Source organism: Stagnihabitans tardus, from assembly GCF_009925085.1.
Classification (GTDB): Bacteria; Pseudomonadota; Alphaproteobacteria; order Rhodobacterales; family Rhodobacteraceae; genus Stagnihabitans; species Stagnihabitans tardus.
Genome location: NZ_JAABNR010000007.1, coordinates 1 through 17,908, shown reverse-complemented (window position 1 = coordinate 17,908; position 17,908 = coordinate 1). Strand labels below are relative to the sequence as shown.

Below are 17,908 nucleotides of genomic sequence, written 5' to 3'. Positions count from 1 at the left end.
AGACCAACGGAGGTCCCATGCGCCATTTCATCCCCGCCCTTTCCCTTGCAGCCCTTTCCCTCGCAGCCCCGCCCGCCCAGGCCGAAGACCTGAGCCAGGAGATCGCGGCCAAGGGCATCGCCCCCACCCTCTCCCGCCTCTCGGCCCTGCCCTCGCCTTCCCCCGAGGAAGCCTTTGCGATCAATGGCCTGCACTTCCTCCGCGCCGTCGAGGTCACCTTCCAGGCCCGATACGCCGCAGGCGTGACCGACCGGACGGGCATGCTGCCCTTCCTGCAACTGCCCCTGCCCGAGAGCCCCTCCCCCGCGCCCTTCGACCCAGCCTTCCTGTCGAACCTCTTCCGCGCGGCCCAGGCGGAACTCGACCAGGTCGCCCCCCTCACCACTGATTTCGCCCTGACCATCGGCCTCGACGACTTGTGGTTCGACATCAACGCCAATGCCCTGCGCGAACCCGAAGAGGGCTTCGCCACCCTCATCGCCCCCTTCACCGCAGCCAGTCCGGGACCCCTGCCCAAGGTCACCTTCGACACCGCCGACGCCGCCTGGCTTGCCGCCTATGCGCATCTCCTGTCTGGCCTCTGCGACCTGATCCTGGCCTATGACCCGACCGAGGCCATGACCAAGGTCGCCGCGACCAAGGCGAAGCTGGCCGAGCTTGGCCCCCTCACCCCCGACCCGATCTTCGGCGACATGAACCCCGGCGGTCTCGACTTCGTCGACCTCTTTGCCGTCGTGATCGAGACCCTGCGCCGGGAGCCCGACCCCGCCCGCACCGCCTCGGCCAAGGCGCATCTTCTGCAAATGGTCGCCCTGAACCGCGACTTCTGGACCAAGGTCAATGCCGAGACCGACAACCAGGCCGAGTGGATCCCCAACGACCGCCAGACCTCGGCGCTCGGCATCGCGGTTCCGCAAGGCGCGGGGGCCGAGTGGCTGAGGGTGCTGGACGACGTCCAGGCCCTGCTCGAGGGCCGCAAGCTGATCCCCTGGTGGCGCATCGAAGGCGCGGGCATCGACCTTGGCGCCTTCCTCGACAAGCCCGCGCCCCTGGACATTCCGGGCTGGGTCCAGGGCTGGTCCGCCCTGCCCTATTTGAAGCAGGGACCCCTTGTGACCGCAGAGTCGTTGGACAGGTTTGACGCGCTCTTGCAGGGCAACGCCATGCTTTTCGCGCTCTATTTCAACTGAACCTGCCGTTCAAACCTTGCCTAATCCTTACGCGTGATCACAAAAATTTTGGCTGTGATCACAAATGTCGCTTTTCCGGCTTGCCCAAGGATTTCGCATTTTGCCCGCGCAGAAATCTGTGCCAGAACGCGGCAAATCCTATGCGGGAGCCTTTCGGATGAACATTCACGAATACCAGGCCAAGGCGTTGTTGCGCAGCTATGGCATCCCTGTCTCTGACGGTCGCGCCATCACCCGCGCCGAAGACGCGAAGACCGCGGCGGGCGAGCTCGATGGCCCGCTCTGGGTCGTCAAATCGCAAATCCACGCCGGTGGCCGTGGCAAGGGCCATTTCATCGAGCCCGAGGCCGGCGAAAAGGGCGGTGTCCGCCTGGCCCGCTCGGTCGAAGAGGCGGCCGAGTTTGCCCGCCAGATGCTGGGCCGCACGCTGGTGACGGTGCAGACCGGGCCCCAGGGCAAGCAGGTCAACCGCATCTATATCGAAGACGGTTCCGACATCGAGCGCGAGTTCTACCTGGCGCTTTTGATCGACCGCCAGACCTCGCGCATCTCGATCGTCTCCTCGACCGAGGGCGGCATGTCGATCGAGGACGTGGCCCATGACACGCCGGAAAAGATCCTGTCCTTCTCGGTCGATCCGGCCTCGGGCATCAGCGATTTCCACGGCCGCCGCGTGGCCTTTGGCCTTGGCCTGACCGGCAACCAGGTCAAGCAATGCGTCCAGATCGTCAAGAAGCTCTACCAGCTCTTCGTCGACAAGGACATGGACATGCTGGAGATCAACCCTTTCTGCGTGCTGAAGGACGGCTCCTTGAAGCTTCTCGACGCCAAGATGGGCTTTGACGGCAATGCGATGTATCGCCATGCCGATATCGCGGCGCTGAAGGACGAGACCGAGGAAGACCCCAAGGAGCTCGCCGCCCAGAAGTTCGACCTGAACTACGTGGCGCTCGATGGCAACATCGGCTGCATGGTGAACGGCGCGGGCCTGGCTATGGCCACCATGGACATCATCAAGCTTTACGGCGCGGAACCCGCCAACTTCCTCGATGTCGGCGGCGGCGCCACCAAGGAGAAGGTGACCGAGGCCTTCAAGATCATCACCTCGGACCCCAATGTCCAAGGCATCCTGGTCAATATCTTCGGCGGCATCATGCGCTGCGACATCATCGCCGAGGGCGTCCTGGCCGCCGTGACCGAAGTGGGCCTCAAGGTGCCGCTGGTCGTCCGGCTTGAAGGCACGAATGTGGAACTCGGCAAAGAGATCATCCGCAACTCGGGCCTGAACGTGATCGCGGCCGACAACCTGTCGGACGCGGCGCAGAAGATCGTCAAGGCCGTTCAGGGCTAAGCGCCCGGAAACTCCGGCGGTGAGGGGGCCTCCCCTCCCGCCCCGCCCCCAAGACCAGGACAAGCCCCGTGACCAGCCAAGCTCCATCGCTGCAGACCGCGCGCCCCCAGGGCGCGGCTGCGGCCGTGGTTCATATCGGCAATCTCAAGACCGGCTCCACGGCGGTGCAACTGGTCCTGCGCAGCCTGCGCAGCGAGCTTGCGGCCCGGGGGGTGATCATGCCGGGCCTGGGCAAGAATCTCACCGCGCATTACGGCATCCGCCATGACATCGAGGCCGGGGGGGAGCAGCCCTTCCTGACCCTGATGCGCCAAGAGATCGCTGCCGCTCCGGCGGGGTCGCGGTTTCTCATCACGGCAGAGCCGCTGATCCATGTGCCGCCCCAGACCCTGGCCCGCGTCCTGTCCGAGATCGGATGCCATGATGTCTCGCTCCTGTGCTATCTGCGGCCCAGTGTCGCCATGCTGGGCGCGCTTTACCTGCAATCGGCGAAGATGGGGCACCGGCGTGGCCCGATCAGCGCGCATCTGGACATGCTCAGCGAACCTCCGGTGCAGTTCATGGCGGCGATGGCGCGCTTTGCCGAGGTTTTCGGCAAGGATCGCATGACCCTGCGCGAATATCACCCCAAGGCCCTGGCCGATGGCTCTGTCGTCGCCGATTTCTGGGACATGGCCGGTCTGCCGGCGGACCTGCGCGCCCGGGCCATTGCGCTTGAGACCCGCGCCAATCCCTCGCCCACGGCAGAGGTGACCGCCGTGATGCGGGCCTGTGCGATGGCGCTTTACGCCGGCGCCTCCGAGGCCGAGCGGGCCGAAGTCGAAGGGGCGCCCTATGTCTTTTCGACCATGGCGCAGTCGATGCGGCTGATCTGGGCCGAGGTCGCGGCCAAGGCGGCACGGATCGGTGGCAGCCGCTTTCGCCTGCCCATCTATATCCAGGAGGCGATGAACGCCCGGTTCGAGACCGAGCGCGCCGCCTTTGCGCGCCAGTGGTTCCAGGTCCCCGCAACCGATGACTGGCTGCACGAGCCGGTCGTGGCGCCCCAGCCGCTTTCGGACATCGCCGCCGCCCCGGTCGTCGAGGCCCTGGGCACGGCCCTGCCCAAGCTGATCCAGGCCGACAAGCCGACGATGGCCGCCTCGCTGGAGACATTCATCGCGGGCCTGCCCATCACCGGCGCGCATCTGTCGCTGGCCGCCCTGGAGTCGCGTCTTGCCCCCGAAGCCCCGCCGGTTGACCTGACCCCCTTTCTTCACCCCTGAATGGACCGCAACCCCGTGCCCCTGCCCCTTCTCTTCCTGCCCCTTCAGACCCGGCCCCAGGCCGGGACGAGCCGGAGGCGTGCCCTTTACCCCGGGTTTCCCATGAGACCCGCCCATCCCTGACCCGAACCCCGGGGCTTTGCCGCCAAAAGCCAGGCCCTGACCCAACCCATGCGCGGCCAATCTCGCGCCAGAACCAGCCGAACGGAAGATTACCATGGCCATTCTCGTCGACGAAAACACCAAGCTGATCTGCCAGGGCTTCACTGGCAGCCAGGGCACGTTCCACTCCGAACAGGCCATCGCCTATGGCACGCGGATGGTCGGCGGGGTCACCCCCGGCAAAGGCGGGACCGAGCATCTCGGGCTCCCGGTCTTCGACTCGGTCCATGACGCGGTGGCCCGGACCGGGGCCAATGCCAGCGTGATCTATGTGCCCCCGCCCTTCGCGGCGGATTCGATCCTCGAGGCCATCGACGCCGAGATCGAACTGGTCGTCTGCATCACCGAGGGCATCCCGGTCCTGGACATGATGAAGGTCAAGCGCGCGCTGATCAATTCGAAGACCCGGCTGATCGGGCCGAATTGCCCCGGCGTCATCACCCCCGGCGCCTGCAAGATCGGCATCATGCCGGGCCATATCCACCGTCGCGGCAAGGTGGGCGTGGTCTCGCGTTCCGGCACCCTGACCTATGAGGCGGTCAAGCAGACGACCGACCTTGGCCTTGGCCAATCCACCGCCGTGGGCATCGGCGGCGACCCGATCAAGGGGACCGAACATATTGACGTGCTCGAGATGTTCCTGGCCGACCCCGAGACCGAAGCGCTGATCATGATCGGCGAAATCGGCGGCTCGGCCGAAGAGGAAGCCGCGCAGTTCCTGGCCGACGAGGCGCGGCGTGGGCGTTCCAAGCCCTGCGCCGGGTTCATCGCGGGCCGCACGGCACCGAAAGGCCGCCGCATGGGCCATGCCGGCGCCATCGTGGCCGGCGGCAAGGGCGACGCGGAATCGAAGATCGAGGCGATGAAGCTTGCGGGCATCGTCGTGGCTGACAGCCCGGCGACGCTGGGTGAGGCCGTGCTCAAGGCCATGGGCAAGTAAACATGGGACCGGCAGAGGCCATCAGGACCGGCTTTGCCAAGTCCTTCCAGTATTCGGGGCGGGCCAGCCGCTCTGAATACTGGTGGTTTTTGCCTGTCGGCGCCGCCCTGCCAGTTGCGGCTCTGGGGACGGCCCTGACGCTGCGCCCCGACATGCCCTTTCCCCTGCTCTTCGGGCTTGGCGCCCTTGCCTTGTCTCCCCTGATGGCCGTGACCCGGCGGCGCCTTTTGGACAGCGGAGAAGCGCCGATCTGGTTCGAGACCCCGCTGATGGCGCTGGTGATCTTCTGCGCGGCCCTTTGGGCCGAAGTCAGCCTCAATCGCTGGGCCTTCGACCTTTGGGCTCAGGGCGCCGATGGTCCGGGCGGCTTTGGCGTCATGATCTGCTGGCTGATGGGGAATATCCTCCTGCTCCCCATCCTCTTTCACCAATTTTTCGTTGGTCTGATCACAGGGTCTGCCCTGTTCAGCCAAATGGCCGCACCCTCCCGGCAGGCTCCCCCACGTTCCGGCCCCAGCCCCACTGAGGCACCCAAATGACCGACCAAAGCCCGAGCAAAGCCCTTCACGCCTCGTTCTTCGTGACAGGGGCCAAGGGCGATCCAGTTCTTCGCCTTCAAGATCGGCTTGCCCGATCCAGACACCCCACGCTCCACCCTTCTTGTCATTGCGGTCCGACCATGACCGCCGCCACCGCCTTTTCCTCACCCGAGGCCTGCACATGACCAAAGACAGCCTGTCTCCTCTGCCCAAGCGTCGGCGACTGCCGCGCCTCGGGAACCTGGGCCCTGCGCCCGACATGCTGAAACCCGTGGCGAGGTGACCATGGGACCGGCGCAGGTCATCAGGACGGGCTTTGCCAAGTCCTTCGATTGCACGGGGCGGGCCAGCCGTCTCGAGTTCTGGACCTTTGCACTCTTCTGCCTGGTCGTGCAGCGCTATCTGTCCGAGGCCGAGTTCCTGCTGTGGAACGCGGGCTGGATCCGCGAGGCCGACCTGGCCCTCCCGACCCTGGCCTGGCTGCACGGCCTCTCGATAGCGTCGAACGCGGTCCAGCAATTCCTGACCGTCCCGCTGGGCTATTTCCCCGAGAGCGGTGTCCTGCGGGGAAGCTGGATGGGGAACTGGACCTTCCTGTCCTCGCCCAGTGGTCAGCTGGGCCTTCCGGTTTTCCTCGCCCTTGCCCTGCCCACGATCAGCCTTGCCCTGCGCCGCGCGCGGGATGCGGGCTGGCCGCCCTTTGCCGTGCTTCTGGCCTGGACCTGGCCGCAACTCTTGTTGCTGATCAGCAACGGCCTGGTGCTTGTGGGCGGGCTGCTGGGCGCGCAGTCCCTGGCAAGCCTTTGGACAGAAAGCGTCATCGGACCCTTCTTCACCCAAATCGCCCCCCGTGCCAGCGAGGCAAGCGCGCTCTTTGCGGTCTATGTCTTTGCCTCGGCCCCGGTGGCTGGCAGCGATCTCGTCCTTTCGGAGGCTTTCAAATGACCGGGCAGGTCCTGTCTCTTTCTCCAAGACGGCTGGGCGCGGCGCTGTTGGTGGCCTGCACCCTCGCTCTCTGCGGGCCGGCTTCGGCCGATGCGCTCATCGACAGATTTCCCACGATCTGCGGCGACACGCGCCTCGGCTTTGCCGAGCGCGTCGATGCCCTGACCGCAGCCGGGTGGAGCCGCCGGAACCCCGGCATGTGGGAGAGCTATCGCCCCCTCTTGACGGAGGCCTTCATCGCCACCTCGATCAAGGCGCAAGCCAGCCCCGATCAATGGGCCGAGACCCGTGCGATGGCGGACCAGTTGTCCGGGATCCTCGCCATGTCGGCGGACGACCGCGCGGCGGCGGGCATACCCGACCTGACCTATGCCGTCCTGGTCTCGACCGGGAACCCGGTGGCCGTGCTGGCGATCCTGGACGAGGGCATGGTTCTGGAAGGCCGGGTCCATTGCTATTACGCGGGCCCCCTGCCCACCGAGATCGCAAGCTTCGTGGCCCAGATGGAACGCTCTCGCTTTACCGAGATGAACGACAACTTCGTCCATCAGTATTCCCTCGAGACCACGGAGAACCACGAGGGGGTCACCCAGGTCTCTGCCCAACTGGTCGCGATCCTGACGCCAGAGGCCGCCCAGCGCCTGGGCGCGCCGCCCCAGGCGGCGGCGGCCGTGTCGATCTATTCTCAACCCCTGCTGCGGGAGGGCTCCGCGCCATGATCCTCCCCCTTCGCCCGCCGGTCGGGGTTAACCCCACTTTACGCTTTCACGATCTAAATTGCTGTCGCCGCAAGGCAGGAGACCCCGAATGACCAAATTGCTCCCGAAGTGCATCGCCCTCTGCGCCTCTCTCGCCCTCTTGTCGGGCTGTGTCGAGGCGACCAGCCCAGCCTCGGCGCCCCCGACCCTGGAGCCGGGGGCGACCTCGGCCGTCTTCACCGGCACGGCCAAGGCTGTCCCCTTCGCCCGCGCCCTGCAGCTTTTCGACGCCGTCTGCATCGCCACCGCGCCCAACCGCTTTGCCGGGGCCACGGCGGTGATGGCGGCCAACGACGTCAAGGTGCCCTCGCCCATGGGGACCGCGACGCTTTACAGCGTGGAAGAGAACCTGTCCTTCCAGATCGAAGGCAGCGGCCAGGATCGGCGCTGCTCGATGGTCTTCGGGACGAATTCCAGCGAAAGCACCGTCGTCAAGGCCTTTGTCGACCGGTTTGGCACCAAGGGCATGGCCGAGGATGGGCTGGCTGCGGTGCTGGACCAGAAATCCGGCTACCTCGTGATCTTCGAGCCCACCGCGCCGATCCTTGGGCAGCGCGGAATCCATCTCGTCGCCTATGACAAGCGCGTCAACTGACCCATCTTCGCGGCCCCAGCGCCGCCATCACACTCCGAAGGCTTGAGCCATGACCGACCAAACCCCGAACAAAGCCCTCCACGCCTCGTCCTTCCTGCAAGGGGCGAATGGCGATTACGTCGACGCGCTGGCCGCGAAATATGCCAATGACCCGACCTCGGTCGATGCGCAATGGGCAGAATTCTTCCGGCTTCTGGGCGATGACTCGCTGGAACAAAAGCGTCAGGCGGCGGGGCCGTCCTGGGCGCGCACCGACTGGCCGCCGCAGCCCAACGATGACCTGACCGCCGCGATGACCGGCGAATGGCCAGCCGAGGTCAAGGCCGGGGGCAAGAAGATCACTGAGAAGGCCGCCGAGAAGGGCGTGGCCCTGACCGAGGCGCAGATCCGCCGCGCCGTGCTGGACTCGGTCCGCGCCATCATGCTGATCCGCGCCTATCGCATCCGGGGCCACCTGGCTGCCGACCTCGATCCCCTGGGCATGACCGACCGCGGCAACCACCCCGAGCTTGACCCGGTTTCCTATGGCTTCACCGAGGCCGACATGGACCGGCCGATCTTCCTCGACATGGTGCTTGGCCTCGAAATGGCCTCGATGCGCCAGATCGTCGAGATCGTCAAACGCACCTATTGCGGCACCTTTGCCCTGCAATACATGCATATCTCCGACCCCGAACAGGCGGGCTGGCTGAAGGAACGGATCGAGGGTTACGGCAAGGAGATCGCCTTCACCCGCGAGGGCCGCAAGGCGATCCTGAACAAGCTCGTCGAGGCCGAGGGCTATGAAAAGTTCCTCCATGTCAAGTACATGGGCACCAAGCGCTTCGGCCTTGATGGCGGCGAGGCGCTGATCCCCGCGATGGAGCAGATCATCAAGCGCGGCGGCAACCTGGGCGTCAAGGAGATCGTCATCGGCATGCCGCACCGGGGCCGGTTGAATGTTCTGGCCAACGTGATGCAAAAGCCCTTCAAGGCGATCTTCCACGAATTCCAGGGCGGCAGCTACAAGCCCGAGGATGTGGATGGCTCGGGCGACGTGAAATACCACCTCGGCGCCTCCTCGGACCGCAGCTTCGACGGCAATACGGTTCACCTCTCCTTGACCGCCAACCCCTCCCACCTCGAGGCGGTGAACCCGGTGGTCCTGGGCAAGGCACGGGCGAAACAGGATCAACTGAACGACGCCGACCGCATCTCGGTCCTGCCGATCCTCCTGCACGGCGATGCGGCCTTTGCCGGTCAAGGTGTCGTGGCGGAGTGTCTGCAGCTGTCGGGCATCAAGGGGCACCGTTCGGGCGGCTGCATCCATATCATCGTGAACAACCAGATCGGCTTCACGACCGCGCCGCATTTCTCGCGCACCTCGCCCTATCCGACCGATATCGCCCTGATGGTCGAGGCGCCGATCTTCCACGTCAACGGCGATGACCCGGAGGCCGTGGTTCACGCGGCGAAAGTCGCCACCGAATTCCGCCAGAAGTTCCACAAGGACGTGGTCCTGGACATCTTCTGCTACCGCCGCTTCGGTCACAACGAAGGCGACGAGCCGATGTTCACCAACCCGGCCATGTACAACAAGATCCGCAAGCAGAAGACTACCTTGCAGCTTTACGCGGAACGCCTGGTGAAAGACGGCCTGATCCCCGAGGGCGAGATCGAGGATATGAAGGCCGCCTTCCAGGCCCGCCTGAACGAAGAGTTCGAGGCCGGCAAGAATTACAAGCCCAACAAGGCCGACTGGCTGGATGGGCGCTGGAAGAACATGGCTCCGAAGGACCTGGAGAATTACCAGCGCGGCGAGACCTGGGTAAAGCCTGAAACCTTCGCCGAGGTGGGTGCCGGCCTGACCCGCGTGCCCGAGGGTTTTGACCTCCACAAGACGGTCGCCCGCCAGCTTGAGGCAAAGAAAGAGATGTTCGCCAAGGGCACCGGTTTCGACTGGGCGACCGCCGAGGCCCTGGCCTTCGGCACGCTGCAAGTCGAAGGCTTCCCGGTGCGTCTGGCCGGTCAGGACTGCACGCGCGGCACCTTCTCGCAGCGCCATTCCGGCTGGATCGACCAGACCACGGAAGAGCGGCACTATCCCTTGAACCACATCCGCCCGGGCCAGGCGCGGTATGAGGTCATCGACTCGATGCTGTCGGAATATGCGGTCCTGGGCTTCGAATACGGCTATTCCCTGGCCGAGCCCAACGGGTTGACCCTGTGGGAGGCGCAGTTCGGCGACTTCGCCAATGGCGCGCAGATCATGTTCGACCAGTTCGTGAACTCGGGCGAATCGAAATGGCTGCGGATGTCGGGCCTTGTGGTCCTTCTGCCCCACGGGTTCGAGGGTCAGGGGCCGGAGCACTCCTCCGCCCGTCTGGAACGCTTCCTGCAACTCTCGGCGGAAGAGAACTGGATCGTGGCGAATTGCTCGACGCCCGCCAACTATTTCCACATCCTGCGCCGCCAGATTCACCGCGACTTCCGCAAGCCCCTGATCCTGATGACGCCGAAAAGCCTGCTGCGTCACCCGATGGCCGTCAGCGACACCGCCGATTTCATCGACGGCTCGACCTTCCACCGCGTGCTGTGGGACGATGCGCAAAAGGGCCATTCGGCCTTGAAGCTGAAGGCCGATGACCAGATCCGCAAGGTCGTGCTGTGTTCGGGCAAGGTCTATTACGACCTTCTGGCCGAACGCGACGCGCGGGGCCAGGATGACACCTATCTTCTGCGCATCGAACAGCTCTACCCCGTGCCGACCAAATCGCTGACGGCGGAGCTTTCGCGCTTCAAGGGCGCCGAATGGGTCTGGGCCCAGGAAGAGCCCAAGAACCAGGGCGCCTGGTCCTTCATCGAGCCCGAGCTTGAGGCGATCCTGACCAAGATCGGCGCCAAGAACAGCCGCGCCCGATACGCCGGACGCGTCGCATCCGCCTCGCCCGCCACGGGCCTGGCCTCCAAGCACAAAGCCCAACAAACCGCGCTCGTGAACGACGCGCTGGCCTGAGAGGAAGAGACATGACCGATGTGATGGTGCCCGCCCTTGGCGAAAGCGTGACCGAGGCGACGGTGTCGACCTGGTTCAAGAAGCCGGGCGATGTGGTGAAACAGGACGAGATGCTCTGCGAGCTTGAGACCGACAAGGTCTCGGTCGAAGTGCCCTCGCCGGTCTCGGGCGTGCTGGCGGAAATCCTGGCGCCCGAAGGCGCGACCGTGGCCGCCAATGCCCGGCTGGCCATCGTGACCGAGGGGGCTTCGGCTGCGGCCCCGGTTGCCGCCCCCGTGGCGGCCCCTGCCCCTGCCCCTGCCCCCGTGGCGGCCAAGGATGTCGAAGACGCCCCGGCCGCGAAAAAGGCCATGGCCGAGGCGGGTCTGACCCGCGACCAGGTCCAGGGCTCGGGCCGCGACGGGCGGATCATGAAGGAGGACGTGCCGGCCGCCGTGGTCTCGGCCCCTGCCCCCGCGCCCGCCGCCATTCCGCGGGCGCCGATCCCCGCCAGCGACGCCGCCCGCGAAGAGCGCGTCAAGATGACCCGCCTGCGCGCCACCATCGCCAAGCGGCTGAAGGATGCCCAGAACACCGCCGCGATGCTCACGACCTATAACGAGGTCGACATGTCGGGCATCATGGAGCTGCGCAACACCTACAAGGACCAGTTCGAGAAGAAGCACGGCGTGAAGCTCGGCTTCATGTCCTTCTTCGTGAAGGCCTGCATCCATGCGCTGAAGGAAATCCCCGAGGTCAATGCCGAGATCGACGGCCAGGACGTGGTCTACAAGAACTACGTCCACATGGGGGTTGCCGTGGGCACGCCCTCGGGCCTCGTGGTTCCGGTGCTGCGCGATGCCGACCAGATGGGCTTTGCCGCCATCGAGAAGAAGATCGCCGAACTGGGCCTGCGCGCCCGCGACGGCAAGCTGACCATGGCCGAGATGCAGGGCGGCAGCTTCACCATCTCGAACGGCGGGGTTTACGGCTCGCTGATGTCCTCGCCGATCCTGAACCCCCCGCAGTCGGGCATCCTTGGCATGCACAAGATCCAGGACCGCCCGGTGGTGGTCGGCGGCCAGATCGTGATCCGCCCGATGATGTACCTGGCGCTGAGCTACGATCACCGCATCGTCGACGGCAAGGGCGCGGTCACCTTCCTGGTCCGGGTGAAAGAGGCGCTGGAGGATCCGCGTCGGCTGTTGATGGATCTCTGACCGATGCGGCGTGCCGTTCCGATTGCGGCTGCAACGGGTCTTTGCCTGGCCGCCGCGACCTTGGCCTATACCAAGGTCGCGGCGCGGCTCTGGCACGGCACGCCCCCTCCGATGGCCCCGACCGAGGCGCAGGCTGACCGGGTTCTCGTCGAAAAATCGTCCAGGCTTCTGACCTTGATGCGCGGCGATCAGGTCCTCGCGCAATACGAGGTTTCTCTTGGCGCCCGTGGCGATGCGGGCCCCAAGACCACCCGGGGGGACGAACGCACGCCCGAAGGCCATTATGTCATCGACTGGCGCAACCCCGAGTCGATCGCGCATCTGAGCTTGCACATTTCCTACCCCCGCCCCGAAGACCTGGCGCAAGCCAAGGTCGAGGGGCGCGACCCGGGCGGAGATATCATGATCCATGGCCTTCCCAATGGTTGGGGCGCATTGAGCGCCTTGCACCTGATCTGGGATTGGACCGATGGCTGCATCGCGGTTACCAATGCACAAATGCAGGATATCTGGTCCCGCGTGCCCGATGGCACGCCAATCGAGATAAGGTCATGACCCCCGAACCGACCGCCCCCCGAAGCCCCCTCGCCGTCCCTCCATCCAAAGCCGCCCTGCGAAGCTGAAGCCGCCCTTCCGTCTTCCCACCCCCAGGACCCCCATGCCCTCGCGCCTCTTCACCGAAAGCCCCCTGCCGCCGCACGAAGCCCGTGCGATGGCCCAAAGGCTGTCCGGCCTGCCCGAGCGTGAGGCAGAGGCCCTGTTGCAGCGGCATATCCTGCCGCCCTCGCTGCGCTGGAGCTTTTGCCGCAACGGCAAGACCGGCACGACCTCGGTCCTCTCCTGGCTCTTCGAGGTCGAGTTCGGCGCGCGCCTGACCGCCCCCCTCTCGCGCGAGGCCATGCTGAACGAGAACTCGGTCGCCCATCACACGGTCCAGGCCGATATCTTCCGCCCCGCGCTGCAACTGCGCTCGGGCCTTGCACATCTGCAAACGGCCTGCCGGATCGTCACCGTCCGCCACCCCGCGACCCGCGCCCTGTCCAGCTTTCGCTATCTCTGCAAATCGGGCGCCACGGGGAGCGAGCAGTTCCTGCCCGTCCGCCTGCGGATCAATGCCGAAACCGGCTTCGACTGGGACAGGGACCCCGGCACCGAACGCGGCCTGGCGAAGTTCCTCGACTATGTCGAGATCCTGCATGAGACTGCGGACCAGACCCCCGCCGCCATCCATTGGCGCGCCCAGGTCCGCAACCTGCGCCCCGATATCCTGCCCCCCAGCGTGATCGGCCGCGTCGAAGACCTTGACCGCCTGGCCCGGGATGTGGCCGAAAGGCTGAACCTTTCCGAAATCCCCCCGATGGGCCATCAGAACACCCAAGGTCGGGCGCAGGACGATTTGCTCGCCTCCCGCGAATTGCGCAACCGCATCGCCGAGGTCTATGGCGAGGACTACGCGCGGTTCGGATATGATCCGCATGACCTGGGGGCTCCATGACCCGGGACCTGCCCCTGCTGGAATGGCAGCTCTGGCGCGCCGAGACCCGCCATGATCCCGCCCTGATGGAGGCGACCCTGGCCGCCGATTTCTTCGAATTCGGACGCTCGGGCCGGCGCTATACGCGCGAGGAGCTGATCCTTGCCCCCAGCGCGGCCAGGCCCTTCACCGCCCAACTGCACGACCTTGAGGTGAAGGAAATGTCCGACACGATCGCCCTCGTGACCTATGTCTCGGAGCTGACCGGCCCAGACGGACTCGAATGGGCCAACCGCGCCTCGCTTTGGGACCGCAGCTCCGGACGCTGGCAGCTGCGTTTCCACCAGGGCACACCCACCATGGCGAAGGAAAGCCCATGACACCCGAACTCACCGCCCTGGCCCTTGCCGCGCTGTGGCAAACCATCCAGTTCGTGCTCTTCGCCTTGCCGGCGAACCTGGAGCTGACCCCGGCCTACACGACCTCGCCGCGCGACACGCCGCCGCCCCGGGCCCTGTCCAAGGTCACCGCCCGGCTGCAACGCGCCCTGAACAACCATTTCGAGGGGCTGATCCTCTTCACCATCGCCGTCCTCGTCACGGTCCAAAGCGGCCAATCGACCCCTTTCTCTGCTGCCTGCGCCTGGACCTACCTCGCCGCCCGCGTGGCCTATGTCCCGGCCTATGCCCTGGGCTGGGCGCCCCTCCGCTCGCTGATCTGGTCGGCGGGCTTCTTCGCCACGAATGCCATGTTGATCGCAGCCCTCATCTGACTTCATCTGTTCGAAAACATCCCGGGGTGCGTCGCTTGATTGCGCCACTGGTTCAAGCAACAAGTGACGCGGGAGGCAGCGCCCCCCGGCCTTGACCAAAGGAGACCACAATGTCCGACTTCGACGTCATCATCATCGGCGCTGGCCCCGGCGGCTATGTCTGCGCCATCCGCTGCGCCCAACTCGGGCTGAAGACCGCCGTGGTCGAGGGGCGTGAGACGCTTGGCGGCACCTGCCTGAACGTGGGCTGCATCCCCTCAAAGGCGCTGTTGAACGCCACTCACCACCTGCACGAGGTTCACGAGAACTTCGAGAAGATGGGCCTGATGGGCGGCGCGCCCACGGTCGATTGGGTCAAGATGCTGGCCTACAAGCAGGATGTCGTGAACGGCAACACCAAGGGGATCGAGTTCCTCTTCAAGAAGAACAAGGTCACCTGGCTGAAAGGCTGGGGCCAGATCACGGCTCCGGGCCAGGTCAAGGTCGGCGAAGAGACCCACACGGCCAAGAAGATCGTCATCGCCACGGGGTCGGAGCCCGCGTCGCTGCCGGGCGTGACGGTGGATGAGAAGACCGTCGTCACCTCGACCGGCGCCCTGGAGCTGGCCCGTATCCCCGCCTCCGTCACCGTGATCGGCGCGGGCGTCATCGGGCTGGAGCTCGGCTCGGTCTATGCGCGCCTCGGCGCTGCGGTCACCGTGGTGGAATATCTGGACGTCATCACCCCCGGCATGGATGCCGAGGTGCAAAAGACCTTCCAGCGCATCCTGACCAAGCAGGGGCTGAAGTTCATCATGGGCGCGGCAGTCCAGGGCGTCGAGACCGGCCCCGAGGGTGCGGTCACGACCTACAAGCTCCGCAAGGACGACAGCTTGGCCACGCTGAATTCCGAGGTCGTGCTGGTGGCCACCGGCCGCAAGCCCTATACCGCCGGCCTCGGGCTCGAGGCCTTGGGCGTCGAGATGGGCCCGCGCGGCACGATCAAGACCGATGCCCATTGGGCGACCAATATCCCGGGCGTCTATGCGATTGGTGACGCGGTGGCGGGCCCGATGCTCGCGCACAAGGCCGAGGATGAGGGCATGGCGGTGGCCGAGGTCCTGGCCGGCAAACATGGTCATGTGAATTACGGCGTCATCCCCGGCGTGATCTATACGACGCCCGAAGTGGCCTCGGTGGGCCTCACGGAGGAGGCGCTGAAAGAGGCGGGCCGCGCCTACAAGGCCGGCAAGTTCCCCTTCATGGGCAATGCGCGCGCCAAGGCGGTCTTCCAGGCCGAAGGCTTCGTCAAGATCCTGGCCGATGCCGCGACCGACCGGATCCTGGGCTGCCACATCATCGGCCCGGGCGCGGGCGACCTGATCCACGAGGTCTGCGTGGCGATGGAATTCGGCGCCTCGGCCCAGGACCTGGCCCTGACCTGCCATGCCCATCCGACCTATTCGGAAGCCGTGCGCGAGGCGGCCTTGGCCTGCGGCGACGGCGCGATTCACGCGTGACAGGCCCCGGGGGTTTCACACCCCCGGACCCCCGTGGGATGTTTATGGACCAATGAAATAGGGCGCCGGGGAGACCTTGCGCCCTTTTCGTTGCGGCACGCCTTGGCGGATCGCGCAACCCGTTGCCCGGTGGGGCGTCTCCGCCGCCTGCACCCCATTGATTTCGCGGGTTTCTGAAGGTCTGCCGCTCTGCGATCTGATTGCTGGGATCGACGGGAGGTTTTCGGATGGCGGATGGTGGGGACGGGTTTGCGGGGCGATGTGAGGTCGTTGAGCCGCGCCGGGGCAATCGGCGGTGGCCGGAAGCTTTGAAGGCGCGGATTATCGCGGAGAGCTTTGCGCCCGGGGTTCGGGTCGTGGATGTTGCGCGTCGGCATGGTGTCGTTGCGCATCAGCTTTCGGATTGGCGGCGACAGGCTCGCGACGGCATTCTGGCCCTCCCGGCAGAATTGTTGATCGGGCTGTCGCCGAGCTCGATGCCCCCCGGCCGAGATCGGGTTTGTGCCTCTATCGGTCGAACCCGAGGCAGAGATGCCGAGGAGCGGGCCGGAGGAGAACATGGGATCCGGCACCCTGACCTTGGAATTTGGTGGCGACCTGGTGCTGCGCGTTCCGAGCGACGTCCCCGTGGAAAGGGTGACCGCTTTGGTGCGCGCCTTGCGCAGGGCGGCATGATCGTCGCGGGACAACGGCTGCCCGTCCTGATCGCGACGAAGCCGGTGGACTTCCGATGCGGCCATCAGGCCTTGGCGCTGATGGTGGAGAGCGAGCTGAAGCTCGATCCACATTCCGGGGTGACGGTGGTCTTTCGCTCGAAGCGATGCGACAGACTGAAGATCCTGGTCTGGGTGAGCCATGGACGCGCCACTGGTCCGAGCGGCCATGGCGCAAGACCGGGATGGTGCTGATCTACAAGGTCCTCGAACAGGGCAACTTTGCCCGGGCACGAAGGTTCAGGACGGGGTGATGCGGGTGTCGCGGGCACAGTTCGAGGCTCTGTTCGAAGGTCTGGACTGGCGGCGGGTGATCGCCCAGAGGGTGTTGCCTCCGACTTCGGCAGGATGATCAGGAGGCTAATTTTGTCTTTGTTTTACTGGGCTTTCCTGCCTGTATCGGGTAGGAAAACGCATGTCGCAGCGCCTAGATCTGAGCCAGTTCCCTGACCCGCCGCCCGAGGTGGTGAAGGCCTTTGCTGACCAGCAGGCTGCTTTGGAAGCTGCTCGGTCCGAGGCCTTGGTCGAGCGTGCAGCGCGACGGCACGAGCAGGCGGTAGTTGCCGAGAAAGACGCCTTCATCACCGAGTTGAAGGTCCTGATCGAGAAGCTGGAGAGCCAGGTCCAGGACTACCGGCGCACGAAGTTCGGGCCGAAGTCCGAGAAGCGGGACTCGGCGCAGCTGGAACTGGGGCTGGAAGACCTGGAAACGGCTATCGCCGAGACCCAGGCACAAATTGCCACCGTCGAGGCGAAGATCGCGGCGCGCGCGACAGATCCCGAGGCGGCCCCTGCGCGTGCTCCGCGCAAGTCGTGCGCCTTGCCGGACAGCTTGGCCCGCGGGTGGAACGGGTGACCCTGCCTGCCAGCATTGCCTGCCCCTGCGGATGTGGCGACATGGTCCGGATCGGCGAAGACCGGAGCGAACGGCTCGATCCTCCTCGGGCGAACCGCTTCGCAAGTCAATTGATCCCCCGGATCAATTGCTTTTGCTCGCACCCGGACTGTTCGCTGATCCTCGTCGACCCAGGCGCGCTATCAGGTCATCGTCACGATCCGCCCGAAGTATGCTTGCCCCAAAGGCAGGACCGGCGTGGTGCAAGCCAAAGCCCCGGCGCATTTGCTGGAGGGCAGCTGGCCGACCGAGGCGCTCCTCGCCCAGATCGCCGTCTCCAAGCATGTCCCCGCACATGCCGCTGAACCGGCAGGCCGTGGTCATGGCGCGGCATGGTGTGGCCTGATGACCGGTCGGTTCTGGCCGACTGGATGGGGCGCACAGGCGCGATGATCGCCCCGGTGGTCGATCACATGGCCAAGCGGCTGATGGCCGACAGCACGCGTCTTTACGTCGATGAGACCACCGCCCCGGTGCTGGACCCCGGGAAAGGCAAAACGAAGACCGGATATCTCTGGGCGGTTCTTCGGGACGACCGGGGCTGGAGCGGCAGCGCCCCGCCGGGTGTCGTGTTCCACTATCGACCCGGGCGCAAAGGCGAATATGCCGCCGAAAT

Annotated in this window: 16 protein-coding genes and 2 pseudogenes; all 18 read left to right on the top strand. The window is 65.7% G+C overall.

Annotated features, from left to right (window positions below; all coding sequences use genetic code 11):
* Window positions 1-17 precede the first annotated feature (17 nt).
* Complete coding sequence (locus GV832_RS08675; protein ID WP_168774460.1) at window positions 18-1,190, top strand: hypothetical protein; 1,173 nt, start codon at window positions 18-20, stop codon at window positions 1,188-1,190.
* A gap of 157 nt (window positions 1,191-1,347) precedes the next feature.
* Window positions 1,348-2,541, top strand: a complete 1,194-nt coding sequence (gene sucC, locus GV832_RS08670) for an ADP-forming succinate--CoA ligase subunit beta (protein ID WP_168774459.1) — start codon at window positions 1,348-1,350, stop codon at window positions 2,539-2,541.
* A gap of 68 nt (window positions 2,542-2,609) precedes the next feature.
* A complete protein-coding gene (locus tag GV832_RS08665; protein ID WP_168774458.1) occupies window positions 2,610-3,806 on the top strand; it encodes a hypothetical protein in 1,197 nt (398 codons plus the stop codon).
* Window positions 3,807-4,023: 217 nt separating this feature from the next.
* Window positions 4,024-4,908 (top strand): succinate--CoA ligase subunit alpha, encoded by an 885-nt coding sequence (gene sucD / locus GV832_RS08660; RefSeq protein WP_168774457.1) that lies wholly within the window; start codon window positions 4,024-4,026, stop codon window positions 4,906-4,908.
* A gap of 2 nt (window positions 4,909-4,910) precedes the next feature.
* The gene (locus GV832_RS08655) at window positions 4,911-5,447 is read left to right on the top strand and encodes a DUF805 domain-containing protein (protein WP_168774456.1); all 537 of its coding nucleotides are present in this window, start codon (window positions 4,911-4,913) and stop codon (window positions 5,445-5,447) included.
* A 279-nt stretch (window positions 5,448-5,726) separates the two neighbouring features.
* Window positions 5,727-6,392 carry a DUF805 domain-containing protein gene (locus GV832_RS08650; RefSeq protein ID WP_168774455.1) on the top strand — a complete coding sequence of 222 codons (666 nt, stop codon included), beginning with the start codon at window positions 5,727-5,729 and terminating at the stop codon, window positions 6,390-6,392.
* Window positions 6,389-7,111: a hypothetical protein gene (locus GV832_RS08645; RefSeq protein WP_168774454.1), complete on the top strand. Its 723-nt coding sequence runs from the start codon at window positions 6,389-6,391 to the stop codon at window positions 7,109-7,111. The genes GV832_RS08650 and GV832_RS08645 overlap by 4 nt, the downstream gene beginning before the upstream one ends.
* Before the next feature lie 88 nt (window positions 7,112-7,199).
* The gene (locus tag GV832_RS08640) at window positions 7,200-7,745 is read left to right on the top strand and encodes a hypothetical protein (protein WP_168774453.1); all 546 of its coding nucleotides are present in this window, start codon (window positions 7,200-7,202) and stop codon (window positions 7,743-7,745) included.
* A gap of 49 nt (window positions 7,746-7,794) precedes the next feature.
* Window positions 7,795-10,740: a 2-oxoglutarate dehydrogenase E1 component gene (locus GV832_RS08635; protein ID WP_168774452.1), complete on the top strand. Its 2,946-nt coding sequence runs from the start codon at window positions 7,795-7,797 to the stop codon at window positions 10,738-10,740.
* A gap of 11 nt (window positions 10,741-10,751) precedes the next feature.
* A complete protein-coding gene (odhB, locus tag GV832_RS08630) occupies window positions 10,752-11,939 on the top strand; it encodes a 2-oxoglutarate dehydrogenase complex dihydrolipoyllysine-residue succinyltransferase (RefSeq protein ID WP_227754322.1) in 1,188 nt (395 codons plus the stop codon).
* Window positions 11,940-11,942: 3 nt separating this feature from the next.
* Window positions 11,943-12,494 (top strand): L,D-transpeptidase family protein, encoded by a 552-nt coding sequence (locus tag GV832_RS08625; protein ID WP_168774451.1) that lies wholly within the window; start codon window positions 11,943-11,945, stop codon window positions 12,492-12,494.
* 103 nt (window positions 12,495-12,597) lie between these two features.
* Window positions 12,598-13,434: a sulfotransferase family 2 domain-containing protein gene (locus GV832_RS08620; RefSeq protein ID WP_168774450.1), complete on the top strand. Its 837-nt coding sequence runs from the start codon at window positions 12,598-12,600 to the stop codon at window positions 13,432-13,434.
* Entirely contained in the window at window positions 13,431-13,793 is a 363-nt protein-coding gene (locus GV832_RS08615) for a nuclear transport factor 2 family protein (protein ID WP_168774449.1), read from the top strand. Before GV832_RS08620 ends, GV832_RS08615 begins: the two co-directional genes overlap by 4 nt.
* On the top strand, window positions 13,790-14,185 hold the full coding sequence (locus GV832_RS08610) for an MAPEG family protein (protein ID WP_168774448.1): 396 nt from the start codon (window positions 13,790-13,792) through the stop codon (window positions 14,183-14,185). The genes GV832_RS08615 and GV832_RS08610 overlap by 4 nt, the downstream gene beginning before the upstream one ends.
* Window positions 14,186-14,295: 110 nt before the next feature.
* Window positions 14,296-15,684, top strand: coding sequence for a dihydrolipoyl dehydrogenase (gene lpdA / locus GV832_RS08605; RefSeq protein WP_168774447.1), 1,389 nt, complete (start codon window positions 14,296-14,298; stop codon window positions 15,682-15,684).
* Window positions 15,685-15,911: 227 nt separating this feature from the next.
* A pseudogene (locus GV832_RS21995) lies at window positions 15,912-16,073 on the top strand (transposase); the annotation flags it as partial.
* A 282-nt stretch (window positions 16,074-16,355) separates the two neighbouring features.
* A complete protein-coding gene (tnpB, locus tag GV832_RS08600; RefSeq protein WP_168774446.1) occupies window positions 16,356-16,592 on the top strand; it encodes an IS66 family insertion sequence element accessory protein TnpB in 237 nt (78 codons plus the stop codon).
* 220 nt (window positions 16,593-16,812) lie between these two features.
* A pseudogene (locus tag GV832_RS08595) lies at window positions 16,813-17,908 on the top strand (IS66 family transposase); the annotation flags it as partial.

Coding starts and splice junctions, on each gene's coding strand:
- GV832_RS08645 (WP_168774454.1), top strand. CDS start 6,389: ATGACCGGGCAGGTCCTGTCTCTTTCTCCAAGACGGCTGGGCGCGGCG.
- odhB (WP_227754322.1), top strand. CDS start 10,752: ATGACCGATGTGATGGTGCCCGCCCTTGGCGAAAGCGTGACCGAGGCG.
- tnpB (WP_168774446.1), top strand. CDS start 16,356: ATGATCGTCGCGGGACAACGGCTGCCCGTCCTGATCGCGACGAAGCCG.
- sucC (WP_168774459.1), top strand. CDS start 1,348: ATGAACATTCACGAATACCAGGCCAAGGCGTTGTTGCGCAGCTATGGC.
- GV832_RS08610 (WP_168774448.1), top strand. CDS start 13,790: ATGACACCCGAACTCACCGCCCTGGCCCTTGCCGCGCTGTGGCAAACC.
- GV832_RS08615 (WP_168774449.1), top strand. CDS start 13,431: ATGACCCGGGACCTGCCCCTGCTGGAATGGCAGCTCTGGCGCGCCGAG.
- GV832_RS08620 (WP_168774450.1), top strand. CDS start 12,598: ATGCCCTCGCGCCTCTTCACCGAAAGCCCCCTGCCGCCGCACGAAGCC.
- lpdA (WP_168774447.1), top strand. CDS start 14,296: ATGTCCGACTTCGACGTCATCATCATCGGCGCTGGCCCCGGCGGCTAT.
- GV832_RS08655 (WP_168774456.1), top strand. CDS start 4,911: ATGGGACCGGCAGAGGCCATCAGGACCGGCTTTGCCAAGTCCTTCCAG.
- sucD (WP_168774457.1), top strand. CDS start 4,024: ATGGCCATTCTCGTCGACGAAAACACCAAGCTGATCTGCCAGGGCTTC.
- GV832_RS08625 (WP_168774451.1), top strand. CDS start 11,943: ATGCGGCGTGCCGTTCCGATTGCGGCTGCAACGGGTCTTTGCCTGGCC.
- GV832_RS08635 (WP_168774452.1), top strand. CDS start 7,795: ATGACCGACCAAACCCCGAACAAAGCCCTCCACGCCTCGTCCTTCCTG.
- GV832_RS08675 (WP_168774460.1), top strand. CDS start 18: ATGCGCCATTTCATCCCCGCCCTTTCCCTTGCAGCCCTTTCCCTCGCA.
- GV832_RS08640 (WP_168774453.1), top strand. CDS start 7,200: ATGACCAAATTGCTCCCGAAGTGCATCGCCCTCTGCGCCTCTCTCGCC.